The following is a 15,148-nucleotide window of genomic DNA, read 5'->3' as shown; positions in this document are numbered from 1 at the left end:
ATGCGCACGTGCCCAATGGCGGCGCTCGGCCGTACAGGCATCGAAACGGATCCCGCAAACGACACCGGCCGGGTCGAAGACCCGGCCGGTATTGAAGACATCGATGGTCCGCGCACGCGCGGCCTTTGCGGTCAGGCGAACGCCTGCTGGCACCAGGCCATCAGCGGGCTCCAGAACAACCCCAGGCCCAGCAGCGCCAGCGCATTGACCGCGAACACGATCCGCAGCAACGAACCCGGGCGCTGCGCGACCGGCGCGGCGTTGGGCGCATCGAAGTACATGACCTTGATCACGCGCAGGTAGTAGAACGCGCCGATGACCGCAAACACGATACCGACGATCGCCAGCCACAGCAGGTCGCCTTCCAGCGCGCCCTGCAGCACGACCAGCTTGGCCCAGAAACCGAGGAACGGCGGCACGCCGGCCAGCGACGCCATGATGCACAGCACCAGACCGGCCATCCACGGGCTGCGCTGGTTCAGGCCCTTGTAGTCCTCGATCCGCTCGGCCTCGAAGCCGGCGCGCGAGAGCATGACGATCGCACCGAACGAGGCCACCGACATGATCGCGTAGCTGATCGCGTAGAACATCGCCGCCGCATGTCCGGTCTCGCCGCCGCCGGCCAGGCCGAGGAACAGGAAGCCGACGTGCGAGATCGTCGAGTAGGCGAGCATGCGCTTGAGGTTGGTCTGCGCGATTGCGAACAGGTTGCCGACCGCCAGCGACAGCGCCGCGAGCAGCGCCAGCAGCAGCTGCGACTGGTCGTGCACCTGGCCCAGCGCGGTATCGAGCAGGCGCCAAGCCATGCCGAACGCGGCCAGCTTGGGCACCGAGCTGATGAACGCGACGATCGGGGTCGGCGCACCGTGGTAGGTGTCGGGCAGCCACATGTGGAACGGCGCGGCGCCGAACTTGAACGCGATGCCCACCAGCACGAACACCATGCCGGTCAGCAGCAACACGCGCCCCTCGCCCACCAGCCCACCAACCGCCTGGTCGATGCCGGGCAGCGACAGCGTGCCGGTCGCGCCGTAGATCAGCGACATGCCGAACAGCAACATGCCCGAAGCCAGCGCGCCAAGGACGAAGTACTTCATCGCCGCTTCCGACGACAGCGGGTTGTCGCGGTCGCAGGCCACCAACGCATACGAGCACAGCGCCAGCAGCTCCAGGCCGACGTAGACCATCGTCATGTTGTTGGCCGAGACCAGCAGCATCATGCCGGCGCTGGTGAACAGGAACAGCACCGGGATCTCGCCCTGGTACAGGCCCCGCTCGCGCAGGTACGGCCACGCGTAGTCCAGTGCGATCGCACCGACGATCAGCCCAGCGACCTTGAGCACATCGGCGCCGGCATCGCGGACGAACATGTCGGCCAGGATCGTGCCGTGGCCGCCGATACCGGCGGCGATCAGCACGGCGGCGCCGAGCATCGTGACCACGGCCAACGCATGGGTGACGATGCGGCGGCGCGGGTCGAGGAACAGGTCGAGCATCAGCAGCGCGAACGCGCCCAGGATCACGACGAGCTCAGGCACGATCGGGCCAAGCTCGGCCAACGTGCGGACGGGGGGCGTCATCGGAGCGGAAATCATCGCGGCACGGCTCTCATTGAATATGGACTCACAGCTTGCTGGCGGCGATCACGTTCGCCAGTTGCGCGATGGACGGCTCCATCAGGTCGGTCAGCGGCTTGGGGTAGACACCGATCAGCAGCGTGCCCGCGGCGAACACGCCCAGCACCAGCGCCTCGCGGGCGTTGATGTCCTTGAGCGCGGCGACGTGCGCATTGGCGACCTCGCCGTAGAGCACCCGCTTGACCAGCCACAGGGTGTAGGCGGCGCCGATGATCAGCGTCATCGCCGCGAAGAAGCCGATCAGCGGGTGGTTCTGGAACGCGGCCAGGATCACCATGAATTCACCGACGAAACCCGACGTGCCCGGCAGGCCGGAGTTGGCCATCGCGAACAGCACGTAGAACGCCGCGAACCAGGGCATCACATTGGCGACGCCGCCGTAGTCCTTGATCATGCGCGTGTGCATGCGGTCGTACAGGATGCCGATGCACGAGAACATCGCGCCCGAGACGAAGCCGTGCGAGACCATCTGCACCATCGCGCCCTGCAGGCCCAGCCGGGCCGCATCGCCAGCGTCGACGTCACGCACCAGCGCAAACGCGATAAACACGCCCAGGGTCACGAAGCCCATGTGCGAGACCGACGAGTACGCGACCAGCTTCTTCATGTCCTGCTGGACCAGCGCGACCAGGCCGACGTAGACCACCGCGATCAGCGACAGCGCGATCACCAGCCACGCCCACTCGTGGCCGGCATCGGGGGTGATCGGCAGGTTGAAGCGCAGGAAGCCGTAGCCGCCGATCTTGAGCATGATCGCCGCCAGGATCACCGAGCCGCCTGTCGGCGCCTCGACGTGCGCATCGGGCAGCCAGGTATGCACCGGGAACATCGGCACCTTGACCGCGAACGCGGCGAGGAACGCGAAGAACAGCCACGTCTGCTCGGTCGCCGACAACCGCACCGCGTACAGGTCGGGCAATTGCCAGCTGCCGGCCTGCAGGTACAGGTAGATCAGCCCGACCAGCATGAACACCGAGCCGAGGAACGTGTAGAGGAAGAACTTGACCGAGGCGTAGACGCGCCGCGGACCGCCCCACACGCCGATGATGATGAACATCGGAATCAGCATCGCCTCGAAGAACACGTAGAACAGCATCGCGTCCACGGCGCAGAACACGCCGATCATCATGCCCTCGAGGATCAGCATCGCGGCGTAGTACTGGTGCACGCGCTTGCTCACCGAGGTCCAGGCGCCGATCAGCACCAGGGCGGTGGTCAGCGTGGTCAGGATGATCAGCGCCACCGAGATGCCGTCCGCACCCAGGTGGTACTCGATGCCCAGCGACGGAATCCACTCGCGGCGCTCGAGGAACTGCATCCCCGCATTCGCGTAATCGAAGCCGGTGAACAGCGGCAGGCTGAGCACGAACACCGCCACGGCGACCGCGAGCGACACCCAGCGCACGGCATCGGCGCGGCGATCGCCCAATGCGAGCACGCAGGCGCCGCCGAGGATCGGCAGCCAGATCAATAGACTGAGAAGAGGCCAGTTCGACACGTGGGTATTTCCGTCAGCGCCAGTACTTGATGAGGACGGCCAGGAGCACGATCAGGCCGACGATCATCGCGAATGCGTAGTGGTAGAGAGCGCCGGACTGCAGCCGGCGGACGAGGCCCGAGACCAGGTCGACGACGCGCGCCGAGCCGTTCACGAACAGGCCGTCGATGACCTTGGTGTCGAACACGCGCGACAGCTTGCCCAGCGCGACGCCGCCACCGGCGAAGCCGCCGATCCACAGGTCGTCGGCGAAGTACTTGCGCTCGAGCACCCGGATCGGCAGCGCGAACACGCGCGCGGCCTTGGCCGGCAGTTCCGGCTTCCACCAGTACATCACCGTGGCGAGCACGAAGCCGGCCACGACCAGCCAGAACGCAGGGGCAACGAAGCCGTGCAGCGCGAAGCCCACCGGGCCGTGCCAGAGCTCTTCCTTCAGCGTCGCCAGCACGTCGTTGGACGCCAGCACGTGGATCACGCCATCGAAGAACCCGTTGCCTGCATGGTGGCCGGTCCAGTCGGTGCCGAAGAGCATCGGGCCGGCGGTGAAGTAGCCGATCAGGATCGACGGGATCGCCAGCAGGATCAGCGGCAGCGTCACCACCCACGGCGACTCGTGCGGCTCGTGCGCACCGTGACCATGGTGCCCATGATCCTCATGCGCATGGGCCACCGCATGGCCATGCCCGTCGTCGTCCAGCGGCTCGTGATGGGTCTCCTGGCCGTGCGCATCGTGTGCGGCATGCACGTCGGAGGCGTGCGCATCGCGGAAGCGCTCCTTGCCGAAGTAGGTCATGTACAGCAGGCGGAAGCTGTAGAACGAGGTCACGAATGCGCCCAGCAGCACCGACCAGTACGCGTACTGGTACACCCAGCCGCCATCGCCGGCGTGCTTGGCCGCTTCGATGATCGTGTCCTTGGAGTAGAAGCCGCTGAAGAACGGCGTGCCCACCAAGGCCAGCGTGCCGATGACGCTGGTCCAGAACGTGATCGGCATGTACTTGCGCAGGCCGCCCATCTTGCGCATGTCCTGCTCGTGGTGCATGCCGATGATCACCGAGCCGGCGGCCAGGAACAGCAGCGCCTTGAAGAACGCGTGCGTCATCAGGTGGAACACTGCGGCCGAGTACGCCGACACGCCCAGTGCGACCGTCATGTAACCCAGCTGCGACAGCGTGGAGTACGCGACGACCCGCTTGATGTCGTTCTGCACGATGCCGATCAGGCCGGTGAAGAACGCGGTGGTCGCACCGATGAACAGGATGAACTGCAGCGCGGTCTCCGACAGCTCGAACAGCGGCGACATGCGCGCCACCATGAAGATGCCGGCGGTGACCATCGTCGCGGCGTGGATCAGCGCCGAGATCGGGGTCGGGCCTTCCATCGAATCGGGCAGCCACACGTGCAGCGGGACCTGGGCCGACTTGCCCATTGCGCCGATGAACAGGCAGATGCAGACCAGCGTCGCCACCGACCACTCGAAGCCGCTGATGATCTCGACCGTCTGGCCACCACCGATCGTGGTGTCGGCGGCCGCGAACACGGTCGCGTAGTCGAGGCTGCCGAACCAGTAGAGCACCCCGGCAATACCAAGCAGGAAGCCGAAGTCGCCCACGCGGTTGACCAGGAACGCCTTCATGTTGGCGAACACCGCGCTGGGCTTCTTGAACCAGAAGCCGATCAGCAGGTACGACACCAGGCCCACCGCTTCCCAGCCGAAGAACAGCTGCAGGAAGTTGTTGCCCATCACCAGCATCAGCATCGAGAAGGTGAACAGCGAGATGTAGCTGAAGAACCGCTGGTAACCGGGGTCCTCGGCCATGTAGCCGATGGTGTACAGGTGCACGAGCAGCGACACGAAGGTCACCACGACCATCATCATCGCCGTCAGGTTGTCGACCAGGAAGCCGACGTGCGCCGAGTAGTTGCCGACCTCGAAGAACGTGTAGACGTTCTCGTTGAACGGTGCGGCGCCCTGCAGCAGTTGCCACAGCGTGTAGACAGACAGCGCGCAGCTGACCGCGACACCGGCGATCGTCGCCACATGCGCGCCGGTGCGCCCGACCTGGCGTCCGAACAGGCCGGCAATGATCGAGCCCAGCAGCGGGGCCAGGACGATCGCGACCAGGATGCCCTTTGAAATGGTGTACTCCATGCCCGGCTCAGCCCTTCAGCGTGTCGAGTTCGGCGACGTTGATCGTGCGCCGGTTGCGGAACAGCGTGACCAGGATCGCCAGGCCGATCGCGGCCTCGGCCGCGGCCACGGTCAGAATGAAGAACACGAAGATCTGACCGGCGGCATCACCGTATTCGCGCGAGAATGCGACGAAGTTGATGTTGACCGCGAGCAGCATCAGCTCGATCGACATCAGCAGGATGATCACGTTCTTCCGGTTGAGGAAGATGCCCGCCACGGAAATGCAGAACAGCACCGCACCCAGCGACAGGTAGTGGCCCAGCGACAGGCCGGTTCCGAACAGCTCGGTCATTTCGCTTCTCCCTCGGTCGGCAGGTCGCCGGCATCGGCCGGGGCCTCCACCACCGGACGCACTGCGTCCATCTTCACCACGCGCATGCGGTCCTTGGCGCGCACCCGCGCCTGCTCGCCCGGGTTCTGATGCTTGGCGCCCGGCCGGCGGCGCAGCGTCAGCGTCACCGCGGCGATCACTGCGACGGTGAGGATCACCGCGGCGACCTCGAACGGCAGCAGGAAGTCGGTGAACAGCCGGCGGGCCAGCCACACCGTGTTCGAGACCCCGGCCGCGTCGACCGCATCGACCGCGAACGGCGTCATGCGGCTGCGCACGCCGATCAACGCGAGGATCTCGAGCAGCATCACCACCGCCACGATCAGGCCGACCGGCAGGTAGCGCACGTAGCCCTCCCGCAGCGGCGCGACATCGATGTCGAGCATCATCACCACGAACAGGAACAGCACCATCACCGCACCGACGTAGACCAGCACCAGCGCGATGCCGAGGAACTCGGCGCCGACCAGCAACCAGGTGCAGGCGGTGGAGAAGAACGTCAGCACCAGGAACAGCGCCGCGTGCACCGGGTTGCGGGCACTGATCACCGCAACCGCGGACATCACGGTCGTCGCGGCGAAGACGAGGAAGAAGATCAGGGCGAGGTCCATGGCTTACCTGTACGCGGAGTCGGCGGCGCGGCGTTCGGCGATCTCGGACTCGAGACGGTCGCCGATGGCCAGCAGCTGCGGCTTGGTCACGATGTTCTCGCCGCGGTTCTCGAAGTGGTACTCGTGGATGTGCGTCTCGACGATCGAATCCACCGGGCACGATTCCTCGCAGAACCCGCAGTAGATGCACTTGAACAGGTCGATGTCGTAGCGCGTGGTGCGGCGGGTGCCGTCGGCACGCTGCTCCGAATCGATCGTGATCGCCAGTGCCGGGCACACCGCCTCGCACAGCTTGCACGCGATGCAGCGCTCCTCGCCGTTGGGATAGCGACGCAGCGCATGCAGCCCGCGGAAGCGTGGCGACTGCGGCGCCTTCTCCATCGGGTACATCAGCGTGTACTTGTCCCGGAACAGATATCGGAACGTCAGTGCCATGCCGCCGAGCAATTCGAGCAGCAGCAGGCTCCTGAACCATGCAACGAACTTGCCCATCACTGCCCTGCCTCGAATACGCCGAAGTACGCCATCAACGCGGTGACCACGATCCAGCCGATGCTGATCGGGATGAACACCTTCCAGCCCAGCCGCATGATCTGGTCATAGCGGTAGCGCGGGAACGACGCACGGAACCAGATGAAACAGCTGGCGAAGAAGAACACCTTCGCAAACAGCCACCACCAGCCATCGATCGCCAGCCACTCGAGCACCGGCACGCCGTCGAACCAGCCCTGGAACGGCGACAGCCAGCCACCGAGGAAGAACGTCGAGGTCAGGAAGCTGATCAGGATCATGTTCGCGTACTCGGCCAGGAAGAACAGCGCGAACGCCGACCCCGAGTACTCGACCATGTGGCCGGCGACGATCTCCGACTCGCCTTCGACGACGTCAAACGGCGAGCGGTTGGTCTCGGCCACACCGGACACGAAATAGATCACGAACAGCGGCAGCATCGGCAGCCAGAACCAGTCGAACAGGCCCTTGCCGCCGGCCTGCGCCATGACGATCTCGCTCAGATTCAGGCTGCCGGCGCCGACCATCACGCCGACCAGGGCGAAGCCCATCGCGATCTCGTAGCTGATCATCTGCGCCGAGGCGCGCATCGCGCCCAGGAACGCGTACTTGGAGTTCGACGCCCAGCCGGCCAGGATGATGCCGTAGATCCCCAGACTGGTCATCGCCAGCAGGTACAGCAGGCCCGCGTTCGCGTTCGACAGCACCAACTGCGCGTCGAACGGCACCACCGCCCAGGCCGCGAACGCCGGCGCGAGGGTGATCAGCGGCGCCAGCACGTACAGCACACGTTGCGCGTTGGTCGGCTGGATGACTTCCTTGAACAGCAGTTTGAAGACGTCAGCGAAGGCCTGGAAGATGCCCATGCCGACGTACATCGGCCCATGGCGCACGTGCATCCAGCCGATCAGCTTGCGCTCCCAGACCACGTAGAACGCCACGGCGATGATCACCGGCATCGCGATCACGAGGATCTTGAGCACGATCCACAGCACCACGCCGATACCGCCCAGCGACAGCAGCGCCTCGTGCAGCGGCGCAGTGAGATCGCCGAGCAACGATGCGGTGTTCGTCACGCCGGTTTGCGAAACGCCGCCTTGCAAAAGGCTTGCTGTAGGCATGCTCATGCCGCCACCACCTTGACCTTGCCGGCCACCAGCGCCGCGGTGGCGCCGTAGCCCGATTCGACCCATGCCGCGCCAGGGGCGACGCGGTCGTCGACGACGACCTGCAGCGTGCCGGTGCCGACCGCGTTGCTGACCTTGGCCATGCCGCCATCGGCCACGCCGTGCGCCGAGGCGTCATCGGGATGCAGCGCGATGCGCGGGCCCAGGGTCAGCGGATGGGACTGCAGCGCCGCCGCGCGACGGGTCAGCGCATCGACCCGGTAGATCGCCTGGGTCACCGCCAGCTCGAGCCCGTCGCCGTCGACCGTCGGGGCCGCAGAGGCTGCGACCGTCACGGTCCGCGGCTGCAGACCTGCACGCAGGCCGGCCAGATCGGTGAACTCGAAGCCCGGTACCGCCAGCTCGCCACTGAGCGCACGCAGGACCCGCCAGCCCGCCCGGGCATCGCCCGGCAGCTTGCCGGCCGCGGTCGCATGCTGCGCGCGCCCGTCGAGGTTGGTCAGCGTGGCGTCGATCTCGGCGAGCGCGCCGATCGGCAGAATCACATCGGCGACGCTGCGCGTGGATTCGCAGGCGAACTGGCTGAATGCCACGACCTGGGCCGCGCCCAGTGCCTGCATCGCCTGCGCCGGATCGGCGAAGTCCAGGCCCGGCTCGATGCCGTAGATCACATAGGCGCCACGACGCTGCGCGAGCATCGCGTTGGCATCGCGCGTGGTCGGCAGCACGCCGGCATGCGTCAGGCCGAGCGCATTCGCACCCTGCGGGATCCGGCACAGCGCGGCCCCGGTCGACTGCGCCAGCGCGGCCGCGGCCTTGCGGATGTCGGTGGCGTGCGCGCTGGTTTCCGCCTGCGCACCGACGATGATCGCAGCATGCTTGGCATCGCGCAGCGCGTCGGCCAGCTCGGCGACCTGCAGCGTCTCGGCGATGCGCGACGGCGCCACGATGGCCTTGTCGGCGATGTCGAAGGTGAACTCGAAATCGACCGGATTGACGACGTAGACCTTGGCGCCGCGCTTCCAGGCCTGGCGCACACGGTGGTGCAGCAGCGGCACTTCATGGCGCAGGTTGGATCCGACGATCAGCACCGCGTCGGCCTTGTCGAGCTCGGCGACAGGCATCGCAAACGCTTGCGCGACGGCGCCGTCGGACAGGTCGCGCTGGGCGATGCGATGGTCGAGGTTGCCCGAGCCCAGGGCGTCGGCCAGACGCGCGAGCAGCGCGCCCTCCTCGCTCGAGGTCGACGGGTGCACCAGCACGCCGAGTTCGTCGGCCGGGTTATCGCGCAGGATCCGGGCCGCGCGCGTGAGCGCTTCGTCCCAGGTCGCCTCGCGCCACTGGCCTCCATCCTTGATCTGCGGATGCAGTGCACGGTCTTCGGCCGCCAGGCCCTGATGCGAGTAGCGGTCGCGGTCCGACAGCCAGCACTCGTTGACCGCCTCGTTGTCGCGCGGCACCGCACGCATCACTTCGCCGCGGCGCAGGTGCAGGAACAGGTTGCTGCCCAGCGCGTCATGGCCGCCGAGCGACTCGCGCGCGATCAGTTCCCACGGCCGCGCGCGGAAGCGGAAGACCTTGTTGGTCAGCGCGCCGACCGGGCACACGTCGATGACGTTGCCCGACAGTTCGGTCGTCAACGGCTTGCCGTCGTAGGTGCCGATCTGCAGGTTCTCGCCGCGCTGCATACCGCCCAGCTCGTAGGTGCCGGCGATCTCGGCGGTGAAGCGGATGCAGCGCGTGCATTGGATGCAGCGCGTCATCTCGGTAGCGACCAGCGGGCCGAGATCTTCGTCGGGCACCACGCGCTTGCGCTCAGCAAAACGGCTGACCGAGCGGCCGTAGCCCAGCGACAGGTCCTGCAGCTCGCACTCACCGCCCTGATCGCAGATCGGGCAGTCGAGCGGATGGTTGATCAGCAGGAACTCCATCACGTTGCGCTGCGACTTGAGTGCCTTCTCGCTGCGCGTGACGACCTTCATGCCGTCCATCACTGGCGTGGCGCAGGCCGGCGCCGGCTTGGGCATCTTCTCGACCTCGACCAGGCACATCCGGCAGTTCGCCGCAATCGCCAACTTGTCGTGATAGCAGAAGCGCGGGATCGCGATGCCGGCCTTGTCGGCGGCCTGGATGATCATCGAGCCCTTGGGCGCGGCCAGCTCGACGCCGTCGATGAAGACGGTGACGTGGTCGGGCGGCAGGTTCGGATTCACAGGTTGCGCGCTCATGCAGCCCCCGCCTTCGACACCACCGTGCCGTTGCGCTGATCGTCGACCAGGAAGCGCCGGTTGACGATCGCGTACTCGAACTCGTCCCAGAAGTGGCGCAGGAAGCCCTGCACCGGCCACGCAGCGGCCTCACCGAACGCGCAGATGGTGTGTCCCTCGATCTGGCCGGCGGCCGCCCGCAGCATCTGCAGGTCGTCGACGGTCGCCTTGTGTTCGGCGATGCGGGTCAGCATGCGGTACATCCAACCGGTGCCCTCGCGGCAGGGCGTGCACTGGCCGCAGGACTCCTTGAAGTAGAAACGGGCGATGCGCTGGCATGCACGCACCATGCAGGTGGTCTCGTCCATCACGATGACCGCGCCCGACCCCAGACCCGACCCGGCCTTCTGGATCGCGTCGTAGTCCATCGTCAGACCCATCATCGTCTCGCCCGGCAGCACCGGCATCGACGAGCCGCCCGGGATCACCGCCTTGATGCGGTGCCCGTTGCGCATGCCGCCGCACAGATCGAGCAGTTCGGAGAACGGCGTGCCCAGGCGGATCTCATGGTTGCCCGGCCGCGCGACGTGACCGGAGACCGAGAAAATCTTGCAGCCGCCGTTGTTGGGCTTGCCCAGATTGAGGAACCACTCCGGGCCGTTGCGCACGATCGCGGGCACCGACGCGTAGGTCTCGGTGTTGTTGATCGTGGTCGGCTTGCCGTACAGCCCGAAGTTGGCCGGGAACGGCGGCTTGAAGCGCGGCTGACCCTTCTTGCCTTCGAGCGATTCCATCAGCGCGGTTTCTTCGCCGCAGATGTAGGCGCCCGCGCCCAGCGCGTTGTAGATGTCGATATCGATGCCCGAACCGAGCACGTTCTTGCCCAGCCAGCCGTTGGCGTAAGCCTCGGCGGTGGCTTCTTCGAGATGCTCGAACGGCTCGTGATGGAACTCACCGCGCAGGTAGTTGTAGGCCACGCTCGATCCGGTCGCGTAGCAGGCGATCGCCATGCCCTCGATGACCGCATGCGGGTTGTAGCGCAGGATGTCGCGGTCCTTGGCGGTGCCCGGCTCCGACTCGTCGGAGTTGCAGAGGATGTACTTCTGCATCTCGCCCTTGGGCATGAAGCTCCACTTCAGGCCGGTCGGGAAGCCCGCGCCGCCGCGGCCGCGCAGGCCCGACTGCTTGACCATCTCGATGACGTCGGCCGGCGGGATCTTCTCCTCGAGGATCTTGCGCAGCGCGCTGTAACCACCCGTCTTGAGGTAGTTCTCGTAGCTCCACGGCTTGTCGAAATGCAGCGTGGTGTAGACCGCCTGGTGTTCCTTGGGCGCAGGCCCGACGGGCCCGTAGCCTTCGGAAGACTTGGGATGGTGATGTGCCATGTCCGCGCGTTGCCCTACTTCAGACCATCGAGCAGCTCATCGACCTTCTCGGGCGAGAGCTTCTCGTGGTAGTGACCGTTGATGACCACAACCGGCGCGCCGCAGCACGCGGCGACGCATTCTTCCTCGCGCTTGAGGAAGACGCGGCCGTCGGCCGTGGACTCGCCCAGTTTGCAGCCGAGCTTCTTCTCGGCGTGCGCGACCAGATCCTCGGCGCCGTTGAGCCAGCAGCTGATGTTGGTGCAGAAGGCGACGTTGTTGCGGCCGACCTTCTCGGTTTCGAACATCGAGTAGAACGTCGCGACCTCGTACGCCCACACCGGCGGCAGGTCCAGGTACTTGGCCACGCCGGCGATGAGCTCGTCGGTGAGATAGCCGCCATTCTGCTCCTGCGCAGCGAACAGGCCCTGCAGCACCGCCGAACGCTTACGATCAGGCGGGAACTTGGTCAACCAGTGGTCGATGTGCGCGCGGGTGTCCTCGCTGAGCACGACCATCGGGTCGACGTTGCGGGCGTTCTCGAAATTTCCGGTCGCCTTCATCGGTCGACTTCTCCGAACACGATGTCGTAGGTGCCGATCATCGCGACGACGTCCGAGAGCATGTGGCCCTTGGTGATCGCGTCCATCGACGAGAGATGCGCAAAGCCGGGCGCGCGCAGATGCACGCGGAACGGCTTGTTCGCGCCGTCGGAGACCAGGTAGCAGCCGAACTCGCCCTTGGGCGCCTCGACCGCACTGTAGGTCTCGCCCGCGGGCACGCAATAGCCCTCGGTGAACAGCTTGAAGTGGTGGATCAGCGCTTCCATGTCGTCCTTCATCTCCGCGCGGGAGGGGGGCGACACCTTGTAGTTGTCGAGCATGACCGGGCCGGGGTTGGCCTTCAGCCACGCCACGCACTGGGCGATGATCCGTGCCGACTGGCGCATTTCGAAGATGCGGACCAGGTAGCGGTCGTAGCAGTCGCCGTTGACGCCGACCGCGATATCGAAATCGACATCGGCATAGCGCGCATACGGCTGGGTCTTGCGCAGATCCCATTCGACGCCCGAACCGCGCAGCATCGGGCCGGTCATGCCCCAGGCCATCGCCTGCTCGGGCGGGATGACGCCGATGCCGACAGTGCGCTGCTTCCAGATGCGGTTGTCGGTGAGCAGGGTCTCGTACTCGTCGACGCGGCTGGGGAAGTCCTTGGCGAACGCCTCCAGGTAGTCGAGCATCGAGCCCTCGCGCCAGGCATTGAAGCGCTTGAGCTTCTCGCCCTTGCGCCAGCGCGATTCCTTGTACTGCGGCATGCGCTCGGGCAGGTCGCGGTAGACACCGCCAGGCCGGTAGTAGGCGGCATGCATGCGCGCGCCCGAGACCGCCTCGTAGACGTCCATCAGCTCTTCGCGCTCGCGGAACGCATAGAGCATCACCGCCATCGCGCCCAGGTCGAGCGCGTTGGAGCCGACCCACATCAGGTGGTTGAGGATCCGCGTGACCTCGTCGAACAGCGTGCGGATCCACTGTGCGCGCTCGGGCGCCTCGACGCCCATCAGCGTCTCGATGGCGCGCACGTAGGCGTGCTCGTTGCACATCATCGACACGTAGTCGAGACGGTCCATGTAGCCGATCGACTGGTTGAACGGCTTGGACTCGGCCAGCTTCTCGGTCCCGCGATGGAGCAGGCCGATATGCGGATCGGCGCGCATCACCGTCTCGCCGTCCATTTCCAGGATCAGGCGCAGCACGCCATGCGCGGCCGGATGCTGCGGACCGAAGTTGAACGTGTAGTTGCGGATCTCCTGCTTGAGGACATCCGCGCTCGGCGTGGTGTTCGCCTGGTGCAGGGAGGTAGTCGGCACGGCACTCATTTGGCGTTCTCCGCGCGGCGGGCCATCTGCTCACCGCTGGCGGTCGCATAGCGGGCATCGTCGCGGATCACGCGCGGCACGCCGACGCGCGGCTCGACCGAGGTCACCGGCTCGTAGACCACGCGTTTGCGTTCGGCGTCGTAACGCACTTCGACGTTGCCGATCAACGGGAAATCCTTGCGGAACGGATGGCCGACGAAGCCGTAATCGGTGAGGATCCGGCGCAGGTCGGGATGGCCTTCGAAGATCACGCCGAACAGGTCGAACGCCTCACGCTCGAACCAGTCGGCGACCGGCCACAGCCCGGTCAGCGAGGACACGACCGGCAGGTCGTCGCTCGGCGCAAAGCAGCGCACCGTCAGGCGGCGGTTGTGACGGATCGACAACAGCTGCGCGACCACGACGAAGCGGCGCTGCGGCACCGGGATCTCGGCGGTCGCATCGGGCTGGCCGACCTGGCGACTCGGAGCTTCACCGAAGCGGAAGCGACCCGGACCACGGCCTTCGACGCCGCGACTGAAGCCTTCGGAGGACACTTCGGTGTCCCACTCGTCGCTGCCGTAGCCCAGGTAATCGACGCCACACAGATCGATCAGCGACTGAAAGCCGAACTCGTCGCGCAACGCACGGCAGGTATCGAGCCAGTCGCCAGCGGTGGTGATCGTCACCTCACCGCGCGGCAGCGCAACGCCGACCTCGGCGTCCAAAAAGCGAGTGCGCAGGCGCGCGGCGAATGCGCTCGCCGACTCGCGAACAGGTTGGTCACGCATCGCGCAGCCCCGTCTTCTCGTCGCCGAAATTGGTGGCGCGGCGGATCTTCTTCTGCAACTGCAGGATGCCGTAGACCAACGCCTCGGCCGTCGGCGGACAGCCCGGCACATAGACATCGACGGGCACGATGCGGTCGCAGCCGCGCACCACGGAATAGGAATAGTGGTAGTAACCGCCGCCATTGGCGCAGCTGCCCATCGAGATGACCCACTTCGGATCGGGCATCTGGTCGTAGACCTTGCGCAGCGCCGGGGCCATCTTGTTGACCAGGGTGCCGGCCACGATCATCACGTCGGACTGGCGCGGACTGGGGCGGAACACCACGCCGTAACGGTCCAGGTCCAGGCGCGCTGCGCCGGCGTGCATCATCTCCACCGCGCAGCAGGCCAGACCGAAGGTCATCGGCCACATCGAGCCGGTCCGCGCCCAATTGAGCAGCGCGTCGGAGCTGGTGGTGACGAAACCGCGCTCGAGCAGCGGGTTTTCGCCTTCAGGGCGCAGGATGTCGTCGACCCGGCCTTCCGGCAGCGGGTTGTTCATCAGGCGCGCAACGGTCTGGCTCACTCCCATTCCAGCGCTCCCTTCTTCCACACGTAGATGAAGCCGAGCAGCAGCATGCCGGCGAAGATGCCCATCTCAATCAGGCCGAGCATGCCGAGTTCGCGGAACACGGTCGCCCAGGGCACGATGAAGATGATTTCCAGGTCGAAGACGATGAACTGGATCGCGATCAGGTAGTAGCGCACATCGAACTGCATGCGCGCGTCCTCGAATGCCTCGAATCCGCACTCGTAGGGCGACAGCTTCTCCAGCGACGGGCGCTTGGGCCCGAGCAGGTTGCCAACGACCAGCAAGGCGATGCCGATCCCCGTGGCAACGATCAGGAACAGCAGGGTCGGCAGATATTCGGCCAGCACTGGATTGTTCTCTCGGCTACAGCCGCAGGTTTGCGGCCTTGGCTCGACGTCGTGACGTCGCACTCACGAGGCGCCTGGGCGCCTCACGCATATCGGGGACCGCCG

14 protein-coding genes are annotated in these 15,148 nt (G+C 66.1%); all 14 read right to left on the bottom strand.

Annotation, left to right across the window (positions count from 1 at the left end):
- Positions 1-131: 131 nt before the first annotated feature.
- The 14 genes from BEN78_12805 to BEN78_12740 all read right to left on the bottom strand — a co-directional run bounded on the left by BEN78_12805 (position 132) and on the right by BEN78_12740 (position 15,043).
- The gene (locus tag BEN78_12805; protein ID ASR45125.1) at positions 132-1,592 is read right to left on the bottom strand and encodes an NADH-quinone oxidoreductase subunit N; all 1,461 of its coding nucleotides are present in this window, start codon (positions 1,590-1,592) and stop codon (positions 132-134) included.
- A 31-nt stretch (positions 1,593-1,623) separates the two neighbouring features.
- Entirely contained in the window at positions 1,624-3,135 is a 1,512-nt protein-coding gene (locus tag BEN78_12800) for an NADH-quinone oxidoreductase subunit M (GenBank protein ASR44120.1), read from the bottom strand.
- Positions 3,136-3,148: 13 nt separating this feature from the next.
- Entirely contained in the window at positions 3,149-5,287 is a 2,139-nt protein-coding gene (locus BEN78_12795) for an NADH-quinone oxidoreductase subunit L (GenBank protein ID ASR44119.1), read from the bottom strand.
- A gap of 7 nt (positions 5,288-5,294) precedes the next feature.
- The gene (locus BEN78_12790) at positions 5,295-5,621 is read right to left on the bottom strand and encodes an NADH-quinone oxidoreductase subunit K (protein ASR44118.1); all 327 of its coding nucleotides are present in this window, start codon (positions 5,619-5,621) and stop codon (positions 5,295-5,297) included.
- Positions 5,618-6,271, bottom strand: a complete 654-nt coding sequence (locus BEN78_12785; GenBank protein ID ASR44117.1) for an NADH:ubiquinone oxidoreductase subunit J — start codon at positions 6,269-6,271, stop codon at positions 5,618-5,620. Before BEN78_12785 ends, BEN78_12790 begins: the two co-directional genes overlap by 4 nt.
- 3 nt (positions 6,272-6,274) lie before the next feature.
- The gene (locus BEN78_12780; GenBank protein ASR44116.1) at positions 6,275-6,763 is read right to left on the bottom strand and encodes an NADH-quinone oxidoreductase subunit I; all 489 of its coding nucleotides are present in this window, start codon (positions 6,761-6,763) and stop codon (positions 6,275-6,277) included.
- Positions 6,763-7,839 (bottom strand): NADH-quinone oxidoreductase subunit H, encoded by a 1,077-nt coding sequence (locus tag BEN78_12775; protein ASR45124.1) that lies wholly within the window; start codon positions 7,837-7,839, stop codon positions 6,763-6,765. Before BEN78_12775 ends, BEN78_12780 begins: the two co-directional genes overlap by 1 nt.
- Positions 7,840-7,904: 65 nt before the next feature.
- Positions 7,905-10,136: an NADH-quinone oxidoreductase subunit G gene (locus tag BEN78_12770; GenBank protein ASR44115.1), complete on the bottom strand. Its 2,232-nt coding sequence runs from the start codon at positions 10,134-10,136 to the stop codon at positions 7,905-7,907.
- Positions 10,133-11,500 (bottom strand): NADH oxidoreductase (quinone) subunit F, encoded by a 1,368-nt coding sequence (locus BEN78_12765; GenBank protein ASR44114.1) that lies wholly within the window; start codon positions 11,498-11,500, stop codon positions 10,133-10,135. The genes BEN78_12770 and BEN78_12765 overlap by 4 nt, the downstream gene beginning before the upstream one ends.
- A gap of 14 nt (positions 11,501-11,514) precedes the next feature.
- Positions 11,515-12,042 (bottom strand): NADH-quinone oxidoreductase subunit E, encoded by a 528-nt coding sequence (locus BEN78_12760; protein ID ASR44113.1) that lies wholly within the window; start codon positions 12,040-12,042, stop codon positions 11,515-11,517.
- Positions 12,039-13,355 (bottom strand): NADH dehydrogenase, encoded by a 1,317-nt coding sequence (locus BEN78_12755; GenBank protein ASR44112.1) that lies wholly within the window; start codon positions 13,353-13,355, stop codon positions 12,039-12,041. Before BEN78_12755 ends, BEN78_12760 begins: the two co-directional genes overlap by 4 nt.
- Positions 13,352-14,125 (bottom strand): NADH-quinone oxidoreductase subunit C, encoded by a 774-nt coding sequence (locus BEN78_12750; GenBank protein ASR44111.1) that lies wholly within the window; start codon positions 14,123-14,125, stop codon positions 13,352-13,354. Before BEN78_12750 ends, BEN78_12755 begins: the two co-directional genes overlap by 4 nt.
- Positions 14,118-14,696 carry an NADH dehydrogenase gene (locus tag BEN78_12745; protein ASR44110.1) on the bottom strand — a complete coding sequence of 193 codons (579 nt, stop codon included), beginning with the start codon at positions 14,694-14,696 and terminating at the stop codon, positions 14,118-14,120. Before BEN78_12745 ends, BEN78_12750 begins: the two co-directional genes overlap by 8 nt.
- A complete protein-coding gene (locus BEN78_12740) occupies positions 14,687-15,043 on the bottom strand; it encodes an NADH-quinone oxidoreductase subunit A (GenBank protein ID ASR44109.1) in 357 nt (118 codons plus the stop codon). The genes BEN78_12745 and BEN78_12740 overlap by 10 nt, the downstream gene beginning before the upstream one ends.
- Positions 15,044-15,148 lie beyond the last annotated feature (105 nt).

Source organism: Xanthomonas citri pv. mangiferaeindicae (assembly GCA_002240395.1).
Lineage (GTDB): Bacteria > Pseudomonadota > Gammaproteobacteria > Xanthomonadales > Xanthomonadaceae > Luteimonas > Luteimonas citri_A.
This window is presented reverse-complemented; position numbering and strand designations above follow the sequence as displayed.